This is a genomic window from Streptomyces sp. P6-2-1 (genome assembly GCF_050613165.1).
Classification (GTDB): domain Bacteria; phylum Actinomycetota; class Actinomycetes; order Streptomycetales; family Streptomycetaceae; genus Streptomyces.
Window position 1 is genome coordinate 2,603,955 of record NZ_CP192513.1, and the last position, 22,656, is coordinate 2,626,610.

Sequence of the window (22,656 nt, forward strand, 5' to 3'; positions counted from 1 at the left end):
ACCCTTGCCCGGGGCCACCGTACGGGCGCGTCCGCGAGGTCACGGCTGTTCGGCCAGGGCTCTCAGCCTGCTCAGCGCCCGGTGCTGTGCCACGCGGACCGCCCCCGGGGACATGCCGAGCATCTGGCCCGTCTCCTCGGCGGTGAGGCCGACCGCGATGCGGAGGAGAAGGAGTTCGCGCTGGTTCTCGGGGAGGGAGGCGAGGAGCTTCTTCGCCCAGGCCGCGTCGCTGCTCAGGAGGGCGCGTTCCTCGGGGCCGAGGGAGTCGTCGGGGCGCTCCGGCATCTCGTCCGAAGGCACCGCGGTGGAGCCGTGGCGCATCGCGGCGCGCTGGAGGTCGGCGACCTTGTGGCCCGCGATCGCGAAGACGAAGGCCTCGAAGGGGCGGCCCGTGTCCTTGTAGCGGGGCAGCGCGAGCAGCACCGCGACACAGACCTCCTGCGCGAGGTCCTCGACGAAGTGGCGGGCGTCACCGGGCAGCCGGGACAGCCTGGTGCGGCAGTAGCGGATCGCGAGCGGGTGCACCCGGGCCAGCAGGTCGTGCACGGCCTGCTGCTCACCGTCGACGGCACGGTGGACGAGAGCCCCGATCTCGGTCGTCTCCTCGTCACGCATCCGACTATGGTGCCCTGCGGTCCGCCGCGCGGTGTCCGCGCCCTCCTCGCCCTCGGGAGTGGGTGCGCCGGAACTCATGCCCTGCGCCCTCCCCTCCGGATCGGCCGACCTGTCCCCGTGGAACTCCACACCCTCAAGGATGCGGCATCGCGCGGGTAACCGACACAGCCCGCCCGCGCGAGCACTCGTACGGGAACGTCGTACCCTTCCCGGCCCCTTGCCAGCCGCCCCGCCCCCACCAAAACGCGAACGGCCCTCCGGTCCGGCGCCACAGCACGGTCACGCCCGGGGCGCGCGGGCGGCTCCCCACACGTCCGGTACGGGAGCGACGGTACGCCCAGGACGCTCCCGGACCGCCCGGCCACCGGCCCGGAACGCCGCTCGCCGTGGGCTTCGCCACCTTCCCGCCCCTCCCCCACGAGGACGTACCCGCCGGACCCGCCGCGGCATCGCCCTCCCGGTACGAACCCGAGCGGCCCCCACTCCCGCACACCCATACTCCGGCGCACCCCGTCCACCGCCGCCCGGCCGGGCCGTTCGCCCGAGCGAAGGGAGAGCCGCGGAGGCGAACCCGACCCGGCCGGACACCTCACCGAGGAAGCCGAGGACACCGAGGACACCGAGGACACCGAGCAGACCGAGGAAACCGAAGAAACCGAAGAAGCAGGACAGGCCGAGGAAACCGCGCCCACCCCGCGAACGTGCCCACACGCAGGCCCCTCCGCCGGCCCAGCCCATCCCCCGCACCCCGTACCCGCACACCGCCCCGCCACGGCGCACCCCCGCGCCGCAAGGACCCGCCACCCGCGCACGCCCGGGCGCCCGAGGACGCCCGGCGGGCAGGCAGGCGCGGCACCCCGCCCGCACACCCCCGGCAGGCCCCGCACGTCGGGGGCAGGGACGGCTCCGGACCGCGTGGACCGGTGGGCCGGCACAGGAGGCGCCGTGCGCGCGAGGACGCCTCGCCCGTGCGTCCGGACAGCGAGCGCGCGCCTCGGCGGGCAGGCCGTCGCGCCCGGGCCACGCGGGTGGGCGTGGTGCGGGCGTGGGGTGGAGGGGGCCGCCGCCCCTGGGGTGGGGCGGCGGGGGGCGAGAGGGCGGGGGCGGTACGCGGGGCCCGGTCCGGACGGCGGTTCCCCGGCGGGGGCCGGGGAGGAATCGGAACGGGACGGCCGGGTACGCGCCGGAGCCGCGTGGTCTCGCGGGGAGCACGGCGGTGGCCCCTGCCGCGTACGGGAGGCGGGCGGCCTCCCGCGCGGCCGGTGCCGCTCGGGGAACTCGCGTGGCGGGGGCCCGGGGGCCTCAGCGCACAAGACCCCAGCGGAAGCCCAGGGCCACGGCGTGCGCGCGGTCGGAGGCTCCGAGCTTCTTGAAGAGCCGCCTGGCGTGGGTCTTGACCGTGTCCTCGGAGAGGAACAGCTCGCGCCCGATCTCCGCGTTGGAGCGGCCGTGGCTCATGCCTTCGAGGACCTGGATCTCACGCGCCGTGAGCGTCGGCGCCGCGCCCATCTCGGCCGAGCGCAGCCGCCGTGGCGCGAGCCGCCACGTGGGATCGGCGAGCGCCTGCGTGACGGTCGCCCGCAGTTCGGCGCGCGAGGCGTCCTTGTGCAGATAACCGCGTGCTCCCGCGGCGACCGCGAGCGCGACGCCGTCGAGGTCCTCGGCGACCGTGAGCATGATGATCCGGGCGCCTGGGTCGGCGGAGAGCAGCCTCCGCACCGTCTCCACCCCCCCGAGCCCCGGCATGCGCACGTCCATGAGGATCAGGTCGGAACGGTCGGCACCCCAGCGGCGGAGGACTTCCTCGCCGTTGGCCGCCGTGGTCACCCGCTCGACACCGGGCACGGTCGCGACCGCACGGCGGAGCGCCTCTCGGGCGAGCGGGGAGTCGTCACAGACGAGGACGGAAGTCATGACTGCCCCTCGCAGCTCTCGCAGCTGTTGCGCGTCACCTTGAGCCTCCAGGCTGGTACGGAATCGTCACCTGAGCGGTGGACACCCTCGGACATCTGCCCGAGCGCTTATCGCGTCAACCGCCACAGCCCTCTCAACGACGGTCACCCGAAAGAGTTACGGCCGGACTGTCGCCCTCGGCACTCTACGTGAGGGTGCCTTGCGCTCCGGGTGATCACACGCCCAGAAAGAGCCATGCCCCATTTAGCGCCTTTTGATCCCCTTTGTCAGTGTTTGCCGCTAGATTCCCTATGAGTCATATTTTCATCTCCTATTAGGGTAGATATACGGTCGTCAGCACTTCATCGCTCGGATCGCTCAGAAACGGCAAGCAAGGGGACAAGCAATGGCAGATTTCTCCCGCCTTCCCGGCCCCAACGCGGACCTGTGGGACTGGCAACTGCTCGCCGCCTGCCGTGGCGTGGACAGTTCCCTCTTCTTCCACCCCGAGGGGGAGCGGGGCGCTGCGCGCAGCGCGCGGGAGGCCTCGGCGAAGGAGGTCTGCATGCGGTGCCCCGTGCGGGCGGAGTGCGCGGCGCACGCGCTCGCGGTGCGGGAGCCGTACGGCGTGTGGGGCGGGCTCACCGAGGACGAGCGGGAGGAACTGATGGGGCGGGCGCGGCACAGGCTCGTGCGCGCGGCGCCTTCCGGGGCCGGAGAGGGACCGGAGGAGTAGGCCGCACTCTTCGGCGAATCGTTTCTGCGTCCACGCCGACGTCCGCGTGGGGCGCGTCCACGTGCGGCCCGTCCGCGTCGGTGTCGCGTGCGGCGCGTCCGCGTCGGTGTCGGCGTCGCGTGCGGCCCGTCGGCGTCGGTGTCTCGTACGGCGCGTCCGCGTCGGCGTCGGCGCCTACGTCCGCAGGTCGGGCCCCCAGCGCCCCGCCGCCCCATCACCCCGCCGCCCCATCACCCCGCCGTCCCGGCGCCCTGCCGCCCCGCCCAGACCCCGCCGTCGCGCCCCGCTCCTCACCTCAAACGCCCGAGAGGCTGATCTTTCCCGCCGCCCGCTCCAGCCGCTCCAGCGTCGCCGCCACCGTAGGGACGCTCGCCAGGTCCGGGAGGGTCAGGGCGACGATCTCGCGGCGGACCGCAGGGGTGAGGGTCAGGGTGCGGACGCCTTCGGGGCGGACGGATTCGAGGGCCAGGGCGGGGAGCACGGCGACCCCCAGGCCAGCGGCGACGAGGGAGTGGACCGCCGGGTAGTCGTCCGTCGCGAAGTCGATGCGCGGGGTGAAGCCCGCCGCCGCGCACACCTCGACCAGCTGCGTACGGCAGCGGGGGCAGCCCGCGATCCAGGACTCCCGTGCGAACTCGGCGATCCCCACGGGGCCGCCGCGCGCACGGTCCAGGCGGTGCCCCTCGGGGACGAGCCCCACCAGGCGGTCGCGCAGCAGGGGCCGCACCACCAGCCCCTCCCACTCCTCCGCACCGGCGTCCGCCTCCGTCCCGTAGCGGAAAGCGAGCGCGATATCGCAATCGCCCTCGCGCAGCAGTTCGACGGAGCGGGGCGGTTCGGCCTCCTCCAGCGAGACGCGCGTGCCGGGGTGGTCGCCGCGCAGGGCGGCGAGCGCGCTCGGGACGAGCGAGGAACTGCCGCTGGGGAAGGAGACGAGGCGTACCCGTCCGGCCCGCAGCCCGGCGATCGCCGCGACCTCCTCCTCGGCCGCCGTGAGCCCGGCGAGGATGCCCGAAGCGTGCCGGGACAGTGCCTCGCCCGCCTCCGTGAGCCGCATCTCGCGGCCCGTGCGCACGAGCAGCGGCGTGCCCGCCGCGCCCTCCAGCGCCTTCATCTGCTGGCTCACGGCCGGCTGCGTGCAGCCGAGCGTGCGCGCGGCGGCGGAGAAGGAACCTGTCGTCGCGACGGCGCGCAGGACGCGCAGGTGGCGGGCCTCGATCATGCCTCCGAGGATACGGCGCGATAAGGCAGCCTTGGGGGTGAGGCCATTTTCCCGCCCCGTGCTTTGAGTCACGCACCGCACGGCCTCGCGCAGCGAGCCCGTCAGACACACCGAACCCGTCGGGCACACCGAACCCGTCAGGCACAGCGAGCCCCACACCCCCCACGCCCGCCACATCCCCCCGTGCCCCACAAGCCCCCCCCGCCCCGCGAGCCCCGCACCCCCGCCATCGCGTCGAAAACGGGCGGCGGTCCGCGGCCCGCCCGGCCTACCCTGCCCCGTATGGACCCCCTCCGCAGCGCCCCCGAACCGGCCCCCGCCCCCACCCCGTACGTGCTCTCGCTCAACGTCGGGCGGCTCACGCCCGTCCCCCGCTCCAGCGCCCCCTCCGGCGGTACGGGCATCGACAAGCGGCCCGTCGACGGGCCGCTGTACGTCAGCGCGCCCGGGCCCAAGGGCGTCGGCGGGAGCGGGGTCGAGGGGGACGCCGTCGGCGATCTGCGGCACCACGGCGGGGACGACCAGGCCGTGTACGCCTTCGCGCGCGAGGACCTGGACGCGTGGGAGCGCGAGCTGGGGCGGCCGCTCGCGAACGGTGCCTTCGGGGAGAACCTGACGACCTCGGGGCTCGACGTGAGCCACGCGCTCATCGGGGAGCGGTGGCGGATCGGGGGCGGGCCGCTTCTCGAAGTGACGAGCGGGCGCATCCCCTGCCGTACCTTCGCCGCGCACGTCGGCGAGGCCCGCTGGGTCAAGCGGTTCACGCGGCGCGGCGAGACGGGCGCGTATCTGCGGGTGCTCGAAGCGGGCACGGTACGGGCCGGGGACCCTGTCGTACGGGAGTACGTGCCCGGGCACGGCGTGACGGCGGCGATGCAGTTCCGGGCCGTGACGACGGAGCACGAGCTGCTGCCCCTGCTGCTCCCCGCCGCACGGTCCCTGCACACGGAGGCGCTGGGGCACGCGCGGGAGTACGTCGCGAAGCACGGGCTTGCGGAGCAGGGTTCCTGAGCGGTCCTCAGCCGCAGGTTCCGGGTTCGAAGGGCTCGCGGGAATCACTAGCCTGGGCGCATGACTACGGCTCTCATCACCGGTTCCACCGCGGGTATCGGCGCGGCCTTCGCGCGCAGGCTCGCCGCCGACGGGTACAGCCTCGTCCTGGTGGCGCGCGACAAGGAGCGGCTGCGCCGCCAGGCGACCGAGCTGCACGACAGGCACGGCGTCGAGGCGACGGTGCTGCGCGCCGACCTCGCCACGGACGCGGGCATCGCGGCGGTGGAACGGCGGCTCGCCGACGTACGGCAGCCGGTGGACCTGTTGGTGAACAACGCGGGTTTCGGGCACAAGGGCCGCTTCCTCGACGTGCCGCTCGCCGATGAGCTGACGATGCTCAAGGTGCACTGCGAGGCGGTGCTGCGGCTGACCGTCGCGGCGTCGAAGCCGATGCGGGAGCGGGGGCGCGGCGGGATCGTCAATGTCGCGTCCGTGGCCGCCTTCCTGCCGCGCGGGACCTACGGGGCTTCGAAGGCGTGGGTCGTGCAGTTCACCCAGGGCGTGGCGCGGGACCTGGCGGGCAGCGGGGTGCGGCTGATGGCGCTGTGCCCGGGCTTCGTGCGGACCGAGTTCCACGAGCGGGCGGGGATGGGGACGGGGAACATCCCGAAGTGGATGTGGCTCGACGCGGACAAGCTCGTCGCCGCGGCGCTCGCCGACCTCGCGCGCGGGCGCACCCTCTCGATCCCCGATCCGCGCTACAAGGCGCTCATGGGCGCGGCGAGGCTCGCGCCGCGCGGGCTGCTCGGCGGGATCTCCTCGCGGGCGGGCCGGAAGTACGGGCCCGCGCACGGGGAACAGTCCGGCCTCCCCGAGGACGTGGCGGCCACGGAGGACGCGGGGCCGGGCCGCACGAAGAGCACGGGTTCCGGCCGTACGGAGAAGCCCGCCCCCGCGGACCTTACGGAGAAGACCGCCACCGAGGACCGTGCGGAGAAGCCCGCCCAGGCCGGCTCGAAGTCCTCCCCCGACTCCGGGCCCACCCGTGACACGTCTGTAGAGTGATCGAATGATCGTTTCTCGCTCCCGGCGGGGGACGGCGGGCGAGGGAGGGGCTGCGGCGTGCGCGAAGGGGTCGGGGAGCGGCATGACCGGCTGCTGAATCTGGTGCGGGAGCGGGGCAGTGTGCGGGTCGCCGACCTCGCGGGGCTGCTCGGGGTCTCGGCGGTGACGGCGCGCAGGGACGCGGAGGCGCTCGCCTCGCGCGGGCTGCTCGACCGGGTGCACGGCGCGGTGTCGTGGCCGGAGCGGAACGGTCCCGCGGGCTCGGGGCCCGGGGCGGGCAGTCCGGTGCTCGGGATGCTCGCGCCCGCCGCCGGTTACTACTTCGCCGACATCATCCGCGGGGCGCACGAGGCGGCGGCGCGGCTCGGGGCGCGTCTCGTCCTGCGCGTATCGGACTACCGGCCCGAGGACGACGGGGCGCACGCGGCGGGGCTGCTCGCGGCGGGGGCACGGGGGCTGCTCGTGATCCCGAGCTGGACGCGGCCCGAGCACCAGTCGCTGCACACGGAGTGGATCGCGCGGCTGGCCGTGCCGACCGTCCTCGTGGAGCGGCGCGGGGACCCGGCGGGGCCGCTCGACGCGCTCGACCGGGTCGGCTCCGACCACGCGCACGGGGTACTCGTCGGCCTGCGGCACCTGGCCCGCCTCGGGCACCGCTCCCCCGTGCTCGTGGCGCGCACGGACAGCCCGACGGCGGAGGCGGTACGGGCCGGGTACCGGCGCGCGGTGGAGATCCTGGGCCTGGAGAAGGGGCTCCCCGTCCTCGACTCGGCGCCGGAGAAGCCCGGTTCGGGGAGCCCGGCCGGTTCGGTGGACGCGCTGGCCGCGCTCGTGCGCGAGGGCCGGACGACGGCGGTGCTCGCGCACAACGACGAGGACGCGACACGGCTCGTACGGGACCTGGCGGAGCGTGGGGTGCGGGTCCCCGGCGACCTCGCGCTCGTCACGTACGACGACGAGGTCGCCGCCCTCGCCGAGACCCCGCTGACGGCGGTGGCCCCGCCGAAACGGGCGGTGGGCCGGGCGGCCGTGGAGCTGCTGACGGAGCGGCTCGCCGCGGCGGGCGGGGGCCTGGACGAACCGCAGCGGCACGTGGAGCTGCTGCCCGCGCTGCGCGTGCGGGAGTCGTGCGGGGGCGCAGGGACCGTACGGGCCTGACGCGCCCGCACCCGCACGCGCACCCGTACCGCCGCACGCGCGGCCTCCGCGCCCGTACCCCCGCCCGCCCCCGTACCGCGCCCCCGCACCCGCGCGGCGCCCCGCCCCCGTACCGCCACCCGCGACCCGCGACTCACCGCCCGTCGGCGCGCGCCCCACCCCGCCCCCCTACCGTCCGTTTCATCCCGCTTCCCACCCTCCCCTTCGATCATTTTTCGATCAATCAACCATTCGATCTTGACTTCGCTCATCGAGCGCCGAAACATCACCGCGACCGCCTGTCCCCCAGCGAAGAGGAGCAGCGCCGTGAGCCGCCAAGGGTTCCGGTCCCTGCGTGCCCTCGTGGGTGCCGTCGCCGCGTTCGCCTCGCTCGCCGCCATCGCGGCCTGCGGAGGTCCGAGCGCGGAGGCACCCGCCGAAGGCACGAGGGCCCATCCCGTCACCGTCAGTTTCTGGGCCTGGACCAAGGGTTCCCAGCAGGTGGCGGACGAGTTCAACCGCACGCACGACACGATCAAGGTGAAGTTCGAGGAGATACCCTCCGGCGGTCTCGGGGGCTACCCGAAGATCACCAACGCCCTCAAGGCCGGTATCGCGCCCGACGTCCTGTCCATCGAGTACCCCTCGCTCGCGCAATTCGTGAGCCAGGGTTCGCTCAAGGACATCAGCGCCTACATGACCCCGGACGTGAAGAAGAAGTTCCTGCCGCAGACCATCGAGCTGACGACGATGGGAGACAAGAACTGGGCCGTCCCCTCGGACGCGGCGCCGCAGATCTTCTACTACCGCAAGGACCTCTTCGAGAAGTACGGGGTCGAGCCGCCGAAGACGTGGGCCGATTTCCGTACCGCGGCGCGGCAGGTCAGGAAGGCCGCGCCGAAGGCCCGTATCGCGACCTTCTTCGCCGACGACGCCTCGTTCTTCCAGACGATGGCGTGGCAGGCGGGCGCCCAGTGGTTCTCCACCGAGGGCGATTCCTGGAAGGTGAACACGGGTGATCCGGCGACGAAGAAGGTCGCCGAGTACTGGCAGGGGATGATCAGGGACGGGCTCATCTCGACCGCCCCCTCCTACAGCCCCGAGTGGACCTCCTCGCTCAAGGCAGGCACCACGCTCGGCTACCTCGGCGCCTCCTGGAGCGCCGGGACGCTCGCGGGGATCGTGCCCGAGCAGAAGGGCAAGTGGGCGGCGATGCCCATGCCCAGCTGGGACGCCGACCACCCCAGCTCCGGGATGAGCCAGGGCTCGACGTTCGCGATCTCCAAGGACAGCAAGAAGACGAAGGCGGCGATGGAGTTCATCCTGTGGATGTCCACCTCGCCCGACTCGATCAAGGCCCGCGTCACCGCGAGCACATCGACGGCCTTCCCCGCGGCGCGCGCCCTCGTGCCCGTCGCGCGCAAGGCGATCGACACGAGCTTCTACGGCGGCGCCGACCTCTACGGGCTCTACGCGCAGGCCGCGGCGACGATCAACCCCGACTGGCTGTGGGGCCCGACCGCCGCCGCGAACAACACGCTGCACGACCAGCTCCAGACGGTCGTCTCCGGTGGCAAGTCGCTCACCGGCGCCGTCGCCACCACCCAGCGCGCCACCGTGAAGGCCCTGCGCAAGAGCGGACTGAAGGTCGAGGACGGGTCATGAGCGGTACCAGAACACAGCCGGTCCCAGGGACCGAGGCCCCCGCTTCGGCGGCCCCGCCACGGCGGCGCGGCTCCGCGTCCGGCCGGACCGGGCTCGCCGCAGCGACCCTCCTGACCCCCTTCTTCGTCCTCTTCGCCCTCGCGATGCTGCTCCCCGTCGGGTACGCGATCTGGCTGAGCCTGTTCACCGACAAGCTCTCCGGGCTCGGCTTCGACGGGCCCCACAGCGCCTTCAACGGGCTCGGCAACTACCTCGACGTCCTCAAGGACGAAGCCTTCCGCGACGGCTTCTGGGTGCTCGCCAAGTACGTCGTCTTCTACATCCCGATCATGATGGGCGGCGCGCTCGCCCTCGCGCTGCTTCTCGACACGGCGCTCGCGCGGGCCCGCCGCTTCTTCCAGCTCGCGCTCTTCCTGCCGCACGCGATCCCCGGGCTCATCGCGGGTCTCATCTGGATCTACCTCTACACGCCGGGCCTCTCCCCGGTCGTGAAGGCGATGGAGTCGGGCGGCTTCGGCTTCGACTTCTTCGGCCCCGACGGCGCGCTGCCGTCGATCGTGAACATCGCCGTGTGGGAGTGGCTCGGCTACAACCTCGTCATCTTCTACGCGGCGCTCCAGGCCATCGACCGCTCGATGCTGGAGGCGGCCGCCGTGGACGGCGCGGGGAACTGGCGCGTCGCCTTCTCGATCAAACTGCCGCTCATCCGGTCCTCGGTCTTCCTGGTGCTGCTCTTCACGATCATCGGCTCGCTCCAGCTCTTCACCGAGCCGCTGCTGCTGTCCAGTTCGGGCTCCGCCGTCACGAGTACGTACACGCCGAACATGTACGCCTACTCCGAGGCCTTCCAGATCAACGACTACGGGCGCGCCGCGGCGGCCTCCGTCCTCATCGCGCTGGTCGCCGCCGTCCTCTCGTTCATCGTCACCCGCCTCTCGAACCGGAAGGGGGCCCAGGCATGACCACGCCACTGCTCGCCGCACCCGGCGAAGGCACGCCGGGCGAACCGGCCACGGCCACGACCCCGCGCCGGGCGCCCGTCGCCACCCGCAACGGACGAAGGTCCGGCCGCTGGACCTCGCGCGCCGCCGTCAACATCGTCCTGCTCATCGCCGCCGTCTACGCCCTCTTCCCGCTCGTCTGGCTCGTGACGGCGGCGACGAAGGACGCGGGGAACATCCTCGGCGGCAACGTCTTCTCCTTCGAGGGCTTCAACCTCGGCGACAACCTCTCCGCGCTCGCCGACTACGAGGGCGGCCTGTACTTCCGCTGGTACCTCAACTCGCTGATCTACGCGGGACTCGGGGCCCTCGGCTGCTCGCTCGTGAGCGTCGCCGCCGGGTACGCCTTCGACAAGTACCGCTTCAAGGGCAAGGAGAAGCTCTTCGCGATGGTGCTGCTCGGGGTGCTGCTGCCCTCGACCGCGCTCTCGCTGCCGCTCTACCTGCTCGCCGTCAAGACGCACACCGTCAACACCTACTGGGCCGTCATCATCCCCGTCCTGGTGAACCCCTTCGGCGTGTACCTCTCGCGGATCTTCAGCGCGGGGTACATCCCGAACGAGGCGATCGAGGCGGCCCGTATCGACGGGGCGAGCGAACTGCGGGTCTTCTGGTCGATCGGGCTCCGCATGATCATGCCCGGCTTCGTGACGGTGTTCCTCTTCCAGTTCACGGCCGTGTGGAACAACTTCTTCCTGCCGCTGGTCATGCTGTCGGACAAGAAGCTCTATCCGCTCAGCCTGGGCCTCTACAACTGGCACAGCAGCGCCAACGCCAACCCGGAGTTCTACCCGATGGTCGTCACCGGCTCCCTGCTCGCCGTCCTGCCGCTCATCATCGCCTTCGTGACGCTCCAGCGGCACTGGAAGGCGGGGCTGACGGCGGGCGGGGTCAAGTAGCCGCTGCCGTACGGCTGCCACCCGGCGGTACGGGCGCGCCGCACGCCGCCCGTACCGCGAGCCCCCCACCCTGTGAACCACTCTGTGAGGAGTACGCGCATCACCATGCACGAGGCCACCGACCGACGTCCCCGGGCCCTGCTCGCCATGTCCCCGCAGGTCGCGGAGGAACTCCTGACGCCGGCCCACCACGAAAGACTCAGCCGCCTCGTACGGACCGAGCCCGGCCTGATCGCGAGCGACTTCAGCGACCCGGGGCCCGCCGTCGCCGCCGCGCTCGCCGAGGCGGAGGTGCTGCTCACCTGCTGGGGCGTGCCCCGGCTGACCGCCGACGTGCTCGCGCGGGCGCCGAAGCTGCGCGCGGTCGTGCACGCGGCGGGCACCGTGAAGGGCTTCGTGACCGACGCGTGCTGGGAGCGCGGGCTCACGGTCAGCTCGGCGGCGGGCGCCAACGCGCTCCCCGTCGCCGAGTACACGCTCGCGGCGATCCTCTTCTCGGGCAAGCGGGTGCTCGACTCGGCGCGCGGGGCCCGCGAGCCCGGCGGGCGCCGCGACTGGCACCGTGAGCTGCGCGACGCGGGCAACTACCGGCGCGTGGTGGGGCTCGTGGGGGCCTCACGGGTCGGGCGGCGCGTGCTCGAACTCCTGCGGCCCTTCGACTTCGACGTGCTGCTCCACGACCCGTACGTGTCCGAGGCGGACGCCGCGGCGCTCGGCGCGCGCTCCGTGGAGCTGGCCGAACTGTGCGCGCACAGCTCGGTCGTCTCGGTCCACGCGCCCGAACTCCCCAGCACCCACCACCTGATCGGCGCCGCGGAACTCGCCGCGATGCCGGACGGGGCGACGCTGATCAATACCTCGCGGGGCTCGCTGATCGACGAGAGCGCCCTGCTCGCCGAGCTGGGTTCCGGCCGCCTCTCGGCCGTGCTCGACGTGACGGACCCGGAGCCGCCGCTGCCGGGCTCCCCCTTCTACACGCTCCCGAACGTGCTCCTCACCCCCCACGTCGCGGGCTCCCTCGGCAACGAGGTCCACCGCATGGCCGACCACGCCATCGACGAGGTGGAACGCTGGACGCGGGGCGAGCCGTTCGCGGAACCGGTGGCGGCGGAGGAGCTGCACTTGTCGGCGTGAGGGCCGGGCGGGAGGCCCGGGCGGGGCCGAGGCCCTGGCCCGGCCGCGCGGCTCAGCCCGTACGCCGAAGGGCCGGTCCCCCGAGGGGGAACCGGCCCTTCGTGCTGTCACCGGGCGGGTGCGCTCACCGCCCGGTCACCGCCCGAGCCTCAGTGGCTGTGGCTGTGGCCGTGGCCCGCGGCCTCCGGCTCCTCCTCGGCCGGCTTCTCGACGACGAGGGTCTCGGTCGTCAGGAGCAGCGAGGCGATGGAGGCGGCGTTCTCCAGGGCGGAGCGGGTGACCTTGACCGGGTCGATGACGCCGGCCTTCACGAGGTCGCCGTACTCGCCGGTCGCGGCGTTGAAGCCCTGGCCCTTGTCCAGCTCGGCGACCTTCGAGGTGATGACGTAGCCCTCCAGGCCGGCGTTCTCGGCGATCCAGCGCAGCGGCTCGACGGCGGCGGCGCGGACGACCGCGACACCGGTGGCCTCGTCGCCGGTCTTGCCGAGCGAGTCGGCGAGGACCTTGGAGGCGTGGACGAGCGCGGAGCCACCACCGGAGACGATGCCCTCCTCGACCGCAGCGCGGGTCGCGGAGATGGCGTCCTCCAGACGGTGCTTCTTCTCCTTCAGCTCGACCTCGGTCGCGGCACCGACGCTGATGACGCACACGCCACCGGCGAGCTTCGCGAGGCGCTCCTGGAGCTTCTCGCGGTCCCAGTCGGAGTCCGTGGTCTCGATCTCGGCCTTGATCTGGGCGACGCGGCCGTCGATGTCGGCCTGCTTGCCGCCGCCGTCGACGATCGTCGTGTCGTCCTTGGTCACGGTCACGCGGCGGGCGGAGCCCAGCACGTCCAGACCGGCCTGGTCGAGCTTGAGGCCGACCTCCTCGGCGATGACGGTCGCGCCCGTGAGGGTCGCGATGTCGCCGAGCATGGCCTTGCGGCGGTCACCGAAGCCGGGCGCCTTGACGGCGACGGCGTTGAAGGTGCCACGGATCTTGTTGACGACGAGGGTGGAGAGCGCCTCGCCCTCGACGTCCTCGGCGATGATCAGGAGCGGCTTCGAGCCACCGGCCTGGATGACCTTCTCAAGGAGCGGCAGGAGGTCCTGGATCGAGGAGATCTTGCCCTGGTTGATGAGGATGTACGGGTCCTCAAGGACGGCCTCCATCCGCTCCTGGTCGGTGACCATGTACGGGGAGAGGTAGCCCTTGTCGAAGGCCATGCCCTCGGTGAAGTCCAGCTCCAGGCCGAAGGTGTTGGACTCCTCGACGGTGATGACACCGTCCTTGCCGACCTTGTCCATCGCCTCGGCGATCAGCTCGCCGACCTTCGGGTCCTGCGCGGAGAGCGCGGCGACGGCGGCGATGTCGGACTTCTCGTCGATCGGGCGGGCCGTGGCGAGCAGGTCCTCGGAGACGGCCTTGACGGCGGCGTCGATGCCCTTCTTGAGCAGGGCGGGGGAGGCGCCGGCGGCGACGTTGCGCAGGCCCTCGCGCACGAGCGCCTGGGCGAGCACGGTCGCGGTGGTGGTGCCGTCACCCGCGATGTCGTTGGTCTTGGTCGCCACCTCCTTGACGAGCTGGGCGCCGAGGTTCTCGTACGGGTCCTCGACCTCGACCTCGCGGGCGATCGTGACACCGTCGTTGGTGATGGTGGGGGCGCCGAACTTCTTGTCGATGACGACGTTGCGGCCCTTGGGGCCGATGGTCACCTTGACCGCGTCGGCCAGCTTGTTGACGCCGCGCTCAAGGGCGCGACGGGCGTCCTCGTCGAACTTCAGGATCTTCGCCATAGGAGCGATTCAGCCCTCTCGGGAAAACTCGGAAAAGTCGTGGGTGAACGCAAGCGACCGCGCCCCCGGGGCCCCGGCGTCGAAGAGGACGGGGTCCGGGGGCGCGGCTCGTTCGCGAAAGCCGGGTGGTCCGGGAAAGACCCGGACACGACCGGGGTGCTGCTTACTTCTCGATGATCGCGAGCACGTCGCGGGCCGAGAGGACGAGGTACTCCTCGCCGCTGTACTTCACCTCGGTGCCGCCGTACTTGCTGTAGAGCACGATGTCGCCGGTCTTGACGTCGAGCGGCAGGCGCTCGCCGTTCTCGAAGCGGCCCGGGCCCACGGCGAGGACGACGCCCTCCTGGGGCTTCTCCTTCGCGGTGTCCGGGATGACCAGGCCAGAGGCCGTGGTCTGCTCGGCGTCGAGCGGCTGGACCACAATGCGGTCCTCAAGCGGCTTGATGGCAACCTTGGAGCTGGCGGTCGTCACGATCCGACCTCCCCCTTCGGAGATCACGGGGTGAATAAGTCATTGGGTGGCGACCGGTAATCCGTCGTCGCGGGTGCCGGACTGCCCGTCGCTGCTTGGCACTCTCCGGTGGGGAGTGCCAGAGGCGAGACTATGACCGTGATTAGCACTCGGTCAAGCGGAGTGCCAGGCGAGTGCCGTCCGAAGCGGAAAAGGGGCCTCCCGGACGACGTCCCGGAAGGCCCCTCTCCCCCTGTGGGCTCAGATGTAGTCCTCCAGGCGGGCCACCGCGTACCCCTTCTCGGTGACGGTGCGCAGAAACGTGCGAAGGGCGTCGGCCATCGAGCCGTTCCACTGGCCACGCCCCTGGAAGTGCGTGAGCACGAGGTCGCCCGGGTGCAGATCGCGGTCCCTGTACGTGACGCGCCCGGGGAAGACCTCCGCCTCCCACAGCGGGATCGCGCGGATGCCGCAGGAGCGGGCGACCTCCAGCGTGTCGCGGTCGTAGCTCCCGTACGGCGGCCGGAAGAGCGTGGCGCCCTGCCCGTAGTGGGCGCGCAGCTTGTCCTGCATGCCGCAGATCTCGTGGCGCTGGGTCGCGCGCGGCAGCCCGGGGAGGTAGCGGTGCAGGAGGGTGTGGTTCTGGAGCGACGCGCCCTCGTCCCGCGCCGTGCGGAAGTACTCCCAGCCGCCGTCGACGGCGTCGTCGCTGAGGAAGGCCGTGTACGGGACGTGGAGTTCGCGCAGCATGCGGAGCGTCTCGGGGTCCTGGTTCACACCGTCGTCGATGGTGAGGAAGACGACACGGTCGCTGGTCGGCACGCGCGTGAAGACCGGCGGCAGCCCGGGCGTCGCCGGCCCGCTGACCTCGAAGCCGGGGCGGGTGGGCGGCAGCGCCTTCGTACGGGGCGGGGGCGGCGCGAGCCGCGGCACCCGCGCGAGGCCCCAGCGGCGGGCGGCGGCGGTGAGGGCCGCCTGCCGGGCCCGGGCGCCGCGCGCCTCGGCGTCCACCGCCCTGCGTATCGCCTCGGTCCCGCGCCGCGCCTCGTCGGCGAGGCCGGGTCCCGCCGCGGCGGGACCCGGGGCGCCCACGGGCGCGTTGTCGCGTGGCGGAGCCTCCGCGCCCGCGCAGCCCGCGACGAGGAGGGCGGCGCCGATGAGGGCTGCGGAACGGGCGAGAACCGGGCGGCCGGCCCCTGGGATACGCGGGTGCGTGGCGGTGAACCGTATCTTTCCCATGCCCGGAGACTCCCCTGCCCGCCGCCTCCCGCCCGCGCCGCGCCGAGGCGTCAGCCGAGCGGCCCACGGCTTCCACGCACACGGCGGTACGGGGTGGAGGCCGCCCCTCCCCCGTACGGCCGCCTGCCCCGTACCCCCGACAATGGCCCCGTGGACCTCGACGACCTCTCCGCCCTCCGTACCCCCGAGGGCTCCGCGCTCCTCACCGCGCTGCGGGGGCTGCGTCCCGCCGACGAGCTGGCGACCCTGACCCGCTTGCGGCGTGCGCATCCGCCCGCGCTCGTGACGGCCGCGCTCGCGCAGGCGCGGCTGCGGGACAGGGCCGTCGCGAAGTTCGGGGCCGAGGACGCGGCCCGGATGTGGTTCACGCCGGGCGGCGTCGAGCAGGCGACGCGGTCCCCTGTCGCCGCGTACCGCGCGCGGCGCTTCGGCGAACTCGGGGCGCGGCGCGTCGCCGACCTGTGCTGCGGTATCGGCGGCGACGCGCTCGCGCTGGCGCGCGCGGGGATCGCGGTACGGGCCGTGGACCGCGATCCGCTGACGGCCGCCGTGGCGCGCGCGAACGCGGAGGCGCTGGGGCTCGCGGAGCTGATCGAGGTGGAGTGCGCGGATGTGACGGAGGTCGACGCGGGCGACTGCGACACGGTCTTCGCCGACCCCGCGCGGCGCGGCGGCCGGGGCCGGGTCTTCGACCCGGAGTCGTACGCGCCGCCGCTGAGCTGGGCGATCGGCGCGGCGCGGAGCGGGCGGCTCGGGGCCCTGAAGGTCGCGCCCGGCGTACCGCACGAGGCGATCCCGTCCGACGCGGCGGGCGAGTGGGTCTCGGACGGCGGGGAACTGAAGGAGGCGGTGCTCTGGTTCGGTACGGGGACGGGGACGACAGCGACCCTGCTCCCCGGCCCGCACCACCTGCGCGGCACCGGGCTGCCGAACCCGCCCGCGGCCCGCGTCGCCCGCTACCTCTACGAGCCGGACGCCGCCGTGATCCGCGCCCACCTCGTCGCGGAGGTCGCCCGCGACCTGGACGCGACCCTGATCGACGACACGCTCGCCTACCTGACCTCGGACACCCTGACGCCGACCCCCTACGCGCGCCCGTACGAGATCACGGACGTCCTGCCCTTCGGTGTGAAGCGCCTCAAGTCCCTGCTGCGGGAGCGCGGCGTCGGCACGCTGACGGTGAAGAAGCGGGGTTCGGCGATGGAACCGGAGGAGCTGCGCCGCCAGGTCAAGCCGAAGGGCCCGAACGCGGCGGTGGTGTTCATGACGCGGGAGCTGGGGGCGCCGGTGATGCTGGTGGGGCGGGGGGTGTGAGGGGGCGGGCCGTCAGCCGGCCAGTTCCTTCAGCTCCTCGCTTTCCAGGGTGCGGCCCACTGGCTCCGGCAGTTCGATGGGCGCACCGAAAGCGCGAGCGGTGACACTGCGGTAGCCGCCGTCGTCCGGCTCGGCGTACACGACGAAGCCGCCCGCCTGACGGTCGATGAGCAGGTACACCGGGATGCCTGCCGCCGCGTAGCCCTTGGCCTTCTCCACGCGGTCCCGCTGGTGGGTGTCCCAGTCGTGCGAGGTCACCTCCGCGACCATGAGCACGCCGTCCGGTTCCGCCCAGTCGCCGGACGTGAGGAAGTGCCGCCGTGGCGCCAGGACACCGTCCGGCCGCGCCCGGCCCCTGCGGTATTTCTCCACCTTCAGCCCACGCTCCGGGTAGAGCCGCAGATCCGGCCGGTGCTGCAAGCACTGCTCCAGCAGCCACATGATGATCTCGTCGTGCTTGCCGTCCGGCACGGGCTTGCCCTCGATCTTTCCTTTCAGGTACTCCAGCCGGACGGTCTCCGGGGCAGTGCGGGCGATCTGCTCGAATTCCTCGACCGTCATGTCGGCCGGGGCTTCGCTCTTCGGGGTCATGGGCTCGCCTCCTCCCGTACATCCTGCCCGGGTATCGGGAGGTGCGGCATGAATGAGCGACATCCGTCCTGTCCTTTTCGCGCGGCTTATGCGGACCGGGCCGACCGCCCGGACGGGTCCACGATCCCGCGCCGGACATGCCGAAAGGCCCGTCCGGCGGCTTCTTCCGCCGGACGGGTGAAGGAAGATCGTTCCTGCGTTCCGGGGCCTTGACGTCCGTGTCAGGCGTCCGTGTCAAGCGTCCCTGTCAAGCGTCCGTGCGCGCGTCCCCCTCGACGCCCGCCGAGGCGAACCGCCAGCGGTGCACCGCGCGCGTCACCAGGTCCCCGGGCGGCTCGGGCAGCTCCGGGTGGCCGGCGTCCGGCGCCCCCTCCCACCACGTCAGCACGAGCACCCGGTCCTCTGCGGCCGTGAAGGTCTCGCGGCGCAGCGGGGTGCCCTCCAGGGGCTGGGCGCGGGTCCAGGCGAGGAGGTCGGGGCCGCGGCCCTCCCGGGCGCGGGCCTCCCACATCAGCGTCGTGACCGTCACTTGTAGAGGTTCTCCTTCGCGACCTCGTGCACGTGGTCGTGGCCGTGGTGGTGGTCGTGGCCGTGGTGGTGCCCGTGCCCGCCGTCCGTGTCCGAGTCGCCGTGGTCGTGACCGGGGACGTGCGGCTCCGTGACCGGGAGCGAGGAGTCCGCCGACAGTTCCCAGTCGGAGGCCGCCCGGTTCCGGGCGACCATCTCGGCGCCCAGCGCGGCGACCATCGCTCCGTTGTCGGTGCACAGCTTGGGGCGCGGGACGCGCAGCCGGATGCCCGCGCGTGCGCAGCGTTCCTGCGCGAGGGCGCGCAGCCGCGAGTTCGCCGCCACGCCGCCGCCGATCATCAGGTGGTCGACGCCCTCGTCCTTGCAGGCCCGCACCGCCTTGCGCGTGAGCACGTCGACGACCGCTTCCTGGAAGGAGGCCGCCACGTCCCGTACCGGCACTTCCTCGCCCGCCCTGCGCTTGGCCTCGATCCAGCGCGCCACCGCCGTCTTGAGCCCGGAGAAGGAGAAGTCGTACGCGGCGTCGCGCGGCCCGGTGAGCCCGCGCGGGAACGCGATCGACTCCGGGTCGCCCTCGCGCGCGTACCTGTCGATGACGGGGCCGCCGGGAAAGCCGAGGTCGAGGACGCGCGCGATCTTGTCGAAGGCCTCGCCCGCCGCGTCGTCGATGGTCTGCCCGAGCGGCCGTACGTCGGAGGTGATGTCCGCCGAGAGGAGGAGGGACGAGTGCCCGCCGCTGACGAGGAGCGCCATCGTCGGCTCGGGGAGCGGGCCGTGTTCGAGCTGGTCGACGCAGATGTGCGAGGCGAGGTGGTTGACGCCGTAGAGCGGCTTGCCGAGCGCGTACGCGTACGCCTTCGCCGCCGAGACGCCGACGAGGAGCGCGCCCGCGAGTCCGGGCCCCGCCGTGACGGAGATGCCGTCGAGGTCCTTCGCGCTGACCCCGGCCTCCTTCAGCGCCCGGCCGATGGTCGGGACCATCGCCTCCAGGTGGGCGCGCGAGGCGATCTCGGGGACGACGCCGCCGAAGCGCGCGTGTTCCCCGACGCTGGAGGCGACCGCGTCGGCGAGCAGCGTCGTGCCGTGCACGATGCCGACTCCGGTCTCGTCGCAGGAGGTCTCGATACCGAGGACGAGGGGGGCGTCAGGCATGGCCGGGGGGTTCGCTTTCTGGGTCTTCGGGGGTACGGGGGGCCGGGTTCGCCGGGTCGGTGAGGCGCATGACGAGGGCGTCGACGTTGCCGGGCTGGTAGTACCCGCGGCGGACGCCGATCGGCTGGAAGCCGTACCGCTCGTAGAGGCGCTGCGCGCGGACGTTGTCGACGCGCACCTCCAGCATGACCTCGGCGCACTCGAAGGCGGTCGCTGCCCGCAGGAGGTCGGTGAGGAGGCGCGAGCCGAGGCCGTGGCCCCAGGCGGCCTCCGAGACGGCGATGGTCTGCACGTCGGCGAGGTCGCCGGACGCGGCGAGGCCCGCGTAGCCGAGGAGCGTGCCGTCGGTGTCCTCGGCGATGACGTAGTGGCGGGTGGCGCCGGGTCCTCGCGCGTGCGCCAGTTCGGACCAGAACATGCCGCGCGACCAGGCGTCGTCGGGGAACAGGGTGCGTTCGAGTACGAGGACGGGATCGATGTCCCACCAGCGCATCTCGCGCAGCCGGGGCGCTTCGGCGCCGGTCACGGGCTCGGCGGCGCTCACCGCGGGGTGACCACCTTGTAGTTCTTGGGGACCTGCGCGTCGGGGCGGCGCAGGTAGAGGGGACGCGGGGCGCCGAGTTCCTCGCCCGCGGCGAGGCGGTGCGCGGCGAGCGCGGCGAGGGCTCCGGCGTCGGCGTGCAGGGGGCTGCGGGGGCCCTCGGGCACGGCGCCGTCGAAGACGTCGGGGTACAGGTGCGCTCCGGCGCCGTACGCGGGGACGCCACCGGCCTGCGCGGCGATCTCGGCGGGCCGGTCGACGGCCGGTTCGCCCAGGGGCGTCGTGGCGTCCGCGTACCGCCGCCAGTAGACCTCCTTGCGGCGCGCGTCCGTCGCGACGAGGAAGGGTCCGTCCGCGCGCGTACGGCCGGTGGCGGAGGCGAGTCCGTCGAGCGTGCACAGGCCGTGGACGGGGACGCCGAGCGCGAGGCCGAAGGTGTCGGCGGTCGCGAGACCCACGCGGAGCCCGGTGTACGGGCCGGGTCCTGTCCCGACGACGAGGGCGGTGACGTCGCGCAGCTCGGCGCCGGCGGCGGCGAGGACGCGGTCCACGGCGGGGAGGAGGAGTTCGCCGTGGCGCCGGGCGTCGACGCGCGTGTCGGAGGCGAGGACCCGCTCCCCGTCGTGCAGGGCGGCGGTGACGGCGGGCGTTGCGGTGTCGAGAGCGAGCAGCAGCACGCCGACAGCCTACGGCGCGGAGCGCGGGGACGCCGAAGGCGGCGGGGTACGGGGGTGTGCAGGGAGTGTACGGGGACGGGGGTACGGGCGCGGGGCGGACGCCCGCGCGGCGCCGGGTGCCGTGGGCGGGGTACTCCGCGGTGCGTGGGCACCCCCGCTCCGGAGGCCGGTTCTCCGCCCGGCTGCTACCGTCACGTTGCGCGGCGCAGGGCCGGGGCCCGGCAGGGGCTTGACGCACAGGAGGCGGCACAGTGGCAGGCAGAAGCTCCGGGATCGTGGCCGGGCTGACAGCGGCGGCCCTGGCCGGAATCGGTTTCCTCGCCTTCCAGGCGAACGCGAGCGCCCCCGACCACCTCGCGAAGGCCCCCCACTCCCCCAGCGCCTCGCCCTCCCCCTCGGCCGCGCCGAGCGGCTCGGGCAAGAAGGGCAACGGCGGCAAGGAGGCCCCCGCCGCCGTCCCGGCCGACTCCGGCGAGGGCAAGCGGGTCGTGTACGCGCTCGGCGCGCGGCGGGTGTGGCTCGTGGACGAGAGCGGCAAGGCGGCCCGTACCTTCGAGGTCACGCCGAGCACGGTCGACCCGGCGCCCGGGGACTACTCGGTGACGTCCCGCTCGGCGGGCGTCCTCGGCTCGGACGGCGTCCGGATCGTCAAGGTCGTCCGCTTCGCCGTGACCGACGGCGTCGCGATCGGCTTCAGCGCCGCGGCGGACGGCTCGACCCCGAAGCCCGACCCGAACTCCCGCACCGGCGGCGTCCGCGAGTCCCTCAAGGACGCGGACGCGATGTGGGACTTCGCGGACGTGGGCGCGCCGGTGGTCGTCGTCAAGTAGCCGCGGGCCGCGGGCCGCGGCGGCGGTACCCGGGCGGCCGGGGGCGGCGGTACGGGTACGCGCCCGGCGCCCGCACGTGCGCGAGGCGTCCGGGCAGGCGACACGTACGCGAAGGCGCGCACGAAGGCGCGAGGCGCGGCACCTGCACGAAGGCGCGGCACGTACACGAGGCACGAAGGCGCGGCGCGTACACGAAGGCGGGGCGCGCGCGTACGCCCGTGCCCCGCGCCCCTCACTCCTCGCGCGCTCCCGTGCGCCCCTCGCCGCGTGCGGTCCTCTCGTCCTCCCGCGCGGCGGGGGCCGGTGGTGTGGAGACCGCCGTCGCCGCGGCGCAGGACGCCAGCAGGGCCCGCATCGAGGGAACGGCGGCGGGCGGGGTGCGGGGGGCTTCCGTGGTGGGTGCGGTGGTCGGCATGGCTGCCTCCTGACGTCAGGCGTGGTTAGGTAGCCCTAACCAGGTCTTGGCCTCCATGTGACCACGCGGGCGCCGCGCGACGCAACATCATGCCGACACTGTGTCGGAAACCCTCAGTCCTGCGGCAGCCTCAGCAGCGCCGCGCCCGCCGCCGGGTCGTCCTGCCAGCGCGCCCCGTACGCGGTGATCGTCACGAGCCGGGGATCGGCGTCGTCGGCGACGGCGGCCGCGGGGTCGAGCGCGGTCGCCGTACCGCCGGTGGCCCGGTCGATGCGGATGAGCAGGCGGTCCTCGGTCAGTTCCTCGACCTTTCCCTCGCCCCACTCGACGACCACGACGGAGTCGGTGAGCGAGACGTCGAGGTCGAGGTCCTCCATCGCGTCGAGCCCGCCGCCGAGCCGGTAGGCGTCGACGTGGACGAGCGCGGGCCCCGCGCCGAGCGGGGGGTGCACGCGGGCGATGACGAAGGTCGGCGAGGTGACGGCACCCCGTACCCCGAGCCCTTCCCCGAGCCCGCGCGTCAGCGTCGTCTTGCCCGCGCCGAGTTCTCCGCTGAGCAGCACGAGATCGCCGGGCCGCAGCACGGCGGCGAGCCGCCGCCCGAGCGCGACGGTCTCCCCGGGCCCGGCGACGGAGAAGGCGGGCAGGACGAGAGCGGTGTTCTGCGGTTCCATGAGGGGCACGGTAGTAGGCGGCGGACGGCCCGCGGGACCGCGCGGGTTCCTGCGGCCCCCGTACCGGCCCACAGCCCCGAGGAGCGGGCGGAGAGCCGGCCGCTGCGGC

Annotated in this window: 22 protein-coding genes and 1 pseudogene; 10 read left to right on the plus strand and 13 right to left on the minus strand. The window is 73.4% G+C overall.

Translation table 11 applies throughout. The features are described from left to right. Window positions 1–39: 39 nt before the first annotated feature. Complete coding sequence (locus ACQYWQ_RS11160; RefSeq protein WP_431034189.1) at window positions 40–693, minus strand: sigma-70 family RNA polymerase sigma factor; 654 nt, start codon at window positions 691–693, stop codon at window positions 40–42. Between the two features lie 1,224 nt (window positions 694–1,917). Next, window positions 1,918–2,529 carry a response regulator transcription factor gene (locus tag ACQYWQ_RS11165; RefSeq protein ID WP_003948568.1) on the minus strand — a complete coding sequence of 204 codons (612 nt, stop codon included), beginning with the start codon at window positions 2,527–2,529 and terminating at the stop codon, window positions 1,918–1,920. Window positions 2,530–2,914: 385 nt separating this feature from the next. On the opposite strand from ACQYWQ_RS11165, the gene ACQYWQ_RS11170 reads away from it, so the two are divergent. After that, on the plus strand, window positions 2,915–3,244 hold the full coding sequence (locus ACQYWQ_RS11170) for a WhiB family transcriptional regulator (RefSeq protein ID WP_431034190.1): 330 nt from the start codon (window positions 2,915–2,917) through the stop codon (window positions 3,242–3,244). A 295-nt stretch (window positions 3,245–3,539) separates the two neighbouring features. Here the strand turns inward: ACQYWQ_RS11170 and ACQYWQ_RS11175 are convergent, their stop codons facing one another. After that, complete coding sequence (locus tag ACQYWQ_RS11175) at window positions 3,540–4,466, minus strand: LysR family transcriptional regulator (RefSeq protein ID WP_431034191.1); 927 nt, start codon at window positions 4,464–4,466, stop codon at window positions 3,540–3,542. Between the two features lie 282 nt (window positions 4,467–4,748). Here ACQYWQ_RS11175 and ACQYWQ_RS11180 point away from each other — a divergent pair, with 282 nt between their 5' ends. The 7 genes and pseudogenes from ACQYWQ_RS11180 (at window position 4,749) to ACQYWQ_RS11210 (ending at window position 12,360) form a co-directional block, all read left to right on the plus strand. Further along, window positions 4,749–5,477: an MOSC domain-containing protein gene (locus tag ACQYWQ_RS11180; protein ID WP_431034192.1), complete on the plus strand. Its 729-nt coding sequence runs from the start codon at window positions 4,749–4,751 to the stop codon at window positions 5,475–5,477. A 60-nt stretch (window positions 5,478–5,537) separates the two neighbouring features. Beyond that, window positions 5,538–6,305: pseudogene (locus ACQYWQ_RS11185) on the plus strand (SDR family NAD(P)-dependent oxidoreductase); the annotation flags it as partial. A gap of 276 nt (window positions 6,306–6,581) precedes the next feature. Further along, window positions 6,582–7,682, plus strand: a complete 1,101-nt coding sequence (locus ACQYWQ_RS11190; protein WP_431034193.1) for a substrate-binding domain-containing protein — start codon at window positions 6,582–6,584, stop codon at window positions 7,680–7,682. A 306-nt stretch (window positions 7,683–7,988) separates the two neighbouring features. Beyond that, on the plus strand, window positions 7,989–9,326 hold the full coding sequence (locus tag ACQYWQ_RS11195) for an ABC transporter substrate-binding protein (RefSeq protein ID WP_431034194.1): 1,338 nt from the start codon (window positions 7,989–7,991) through the stop codon (window positions 9,324–9,326). After that, window positions 9,323–10,288, plus strand: a complete 966-nt coding sequence (locus ACQYWQ_RS11200) for a carbohydrate ABC transporter permease (protein ID WP_431034196.1) — start codon at window positions 9,323–9,325, stop codon at window positions 10,286–10,288. Before ACQYWQ_RS11195 ends, ACQYWQ_RS11200 begins: the two co-directional genes overlap by 4 nt. Then, window positions 10,285–11,226 (plus strand): carbohydrate ABC transporter permease, encoded by a 942-nt coding sequence (locus ACQYWQ_RS11205; protein ID WP_431034198.1) that lies wholly within the window; start codon window positions 10,285–10,287, stop codon window positions 11,224–11,226. Before ACQYWQ_RS11200 ends, ACQYWQ_RS11205 begins: the two co-directional genes overlap by 4 nt. A 105-nt stretch (window positions 11,227–11,331) precedes the next feature. Next, entirely contained in the window at window positions 11,332–12,360 is a 1,029-nt protein-coding gene (locus ACQYWQ_RS11210) for a hydroxyacid dehydrogenase (protein WP_431034199.1), read from the plus strand. Between the two features lie 149 nt (window positions 12,361–12,509). On the opposite strand, the gene groL is transcribed toward ACQYWQ_RS11210, so the two are convergent. The 3 genes from groL to ACQYWQ_RS11225 form a co-directional block, all read right to left on the minus strand. Then, window positions 12,510–14,135 (minus strand): chaperonin GroEL, encoded by a 1,626-nt coding sequence (gene groL, locus ACQYWQ_RS11215; RefSeq protein ID WP_431034200.1) that lies wholly within the window; start codon window positions 14,133–14,135, stop codon window positions 12,510–12,512. Window positions 14,136–14,298: 163 nt separating this feature from the next. Then, window positions 14,299–14,607 carry a co-chaperone GroES gene (gene groES / locus ACQYWQ_RS11220; protein ID WP_008747517.1) on the minus strand — a complete coding sequence of 103 codons (309 nt, stop codon included), beginning with the start codon at window positions 14,605–14,607 and terminating at the stop codon, window positions 14,299–14,301. 240 nt (window positions 14,608–14,847) lie between these two features. Then, entirely contained in the window at window positions 14,848–15,825 is a 978-nt protein-coding gene (locus ACQYWQ_RS11225) for a polysaccharide deacetylase family protein (RefSeq protein WP_431034202.1), read from the minus strand. Window positions 15,826–15,975: 150 nt separating this feature from the next. On the opposite strand from ACQYWQ_RS11225, the gene ACQYWQ_RS11230 reads away from it, so the two are divergent. Then, window positions 15,976–17,139, plus strand: coding sequence for a THUMP-like domain-containing protein (locus tag ACQYWQ_RS11230; protein ID WP_431034204.1), 1,164 nt, complete (start codon window positions 15,976–15,978; stop codon window positions 17,137–17,139). A gap of 12 nt (window positions 17,140–17,151) precedes the next feature. Here ACQYWQ_RS11230 and ACQYWQ_RS11235 read toward each other — a convergent pair whose 3' ends face one another. The 5 genes from ACQYWQ_RS11235 to tsaB all read right to left on the minus strand — a co-directional run bounded on the left by ACQYWQ_RS11235 (window position 17,152) and on the right by tsaB (window position 20,628). Next, window positions 17,152–17,730 carry a Uma2 family endonuclease gene (locus tag ACQYWQ_RS11235; RefSeq protein WP_431034205.1) on the minus strand — a complete coding sequence of 193 codons (579 nt, stop codon included), beginning with the start codon at window positions 17,728–17,730 and terminating at the stop codon, window positions 17,152–17,154. 247 nt (window positions 17,731–17,977) lie between these two features. Further along, window positions 17,978–18,241 (minus strand): hypothetical protein, encoded by a 264-nt coding sequence (locus ACQYWQ_RS11240; protein ID WP_431039149.1) that lies wholly within the window; start codon window positions 18,239–18,241, stop codon window positions 17,978–17,980. 14 nt (window positions 18,242–18,255) lie between these two features. Beyond that, the gene (tsaD, locus tag ACQYWQ_RS11245; protein ID WP_431034207.1) at window positions 18,256–19,410 is read right to left on the minus strand and encodes a tRNA (adenosine(37)-N6)-threonylcarbamoyltransferase complex transferase subunit TsaD; all 1,155 of its coding nucleotides are present in this window, start codon (window positions 19,408–19,410) and stop codon (window positions 18,256–18,258) included. Beyond that, window positions 19,403–19,903, minus strand: coding sequence for a ribosomal protein S18-alanine N-acetyltransferase (gene rimI, locus ACQYWQ_RS11250; protein ID WP_431039150.1), 501 nt, complete (start codon window positions 19,901–19,903; stop codon window positions 19,403–19,405). Before rimI ends, tsaD begins: the two co-directional genes overlap by 8 nt. A 47-nt stretch (window positions 19,904–19,950) precedes the next feature. Next, entirely contained in the window at window positions 19,951–20,628 is a 678-nt protein-coding gene (gene tsaB / locus ACQYWQ_RS11255; protein ID WP_431034208.1) for a tRNA (adenosine(37)-N6)-threonylcarbamoyltransferase complex dimerization subunit type 1 TsaB, read from the minus strand. A gap of 251 nt (window positions 20,629–20,879) precedes the next feature. Between tsaB and ACQYWQ_RS11260 the strand changes: the two genes are divergently transcribed. Further along, window positions 20,880–21,458, plus strand: a complete 579-nt coding sequence (locus ACQYWQ_RS11260; RefSeq protein ID WP_431034210.1) for a hypothetical protein — start codon at window positions 20,880–20,882, stop codon at window positions 21,456–21,458. Between the two features lie 232 nt (window positions 21,459–21,690). Here the strand turns inward: ACQYWQ_RS11260 and ACQYWQ_RS11265 are convergent, their stop codons facing one another. Both ACQYWQ_RS11265 and tsaE read right to left on the minus strand, forming a co-directional pair. After that, the gene (locus ACQYWQ_RS11265) at window positions 21,691–21,873 is read right to left on the minus strand and encodes a hypothetical protein (protein WP_431034211.1); all 183 of its coding nucleotides are present in this window, start codon (window positions 21,871–21,873) and stop codon (window positions 21,691–21,693) included. Window positions 21,874–21,986: 113 nt separating this feature from the next. Continuing rightward, entirely contained in the window at window positions 21,987–22,547 is a 561-nt protein-coding gene (gene tsaE / locus ACQYWQ_RS11270; RefSeq protein WP_431034213.1) for a tRNA (adenosine(37)-N6)-threonylcarbamoyltransferase complex ATPase subunit type 1 TsaE, read from the minus strand. Window positions 22,548–22,656: the final 109 nt, after the last annotated feature.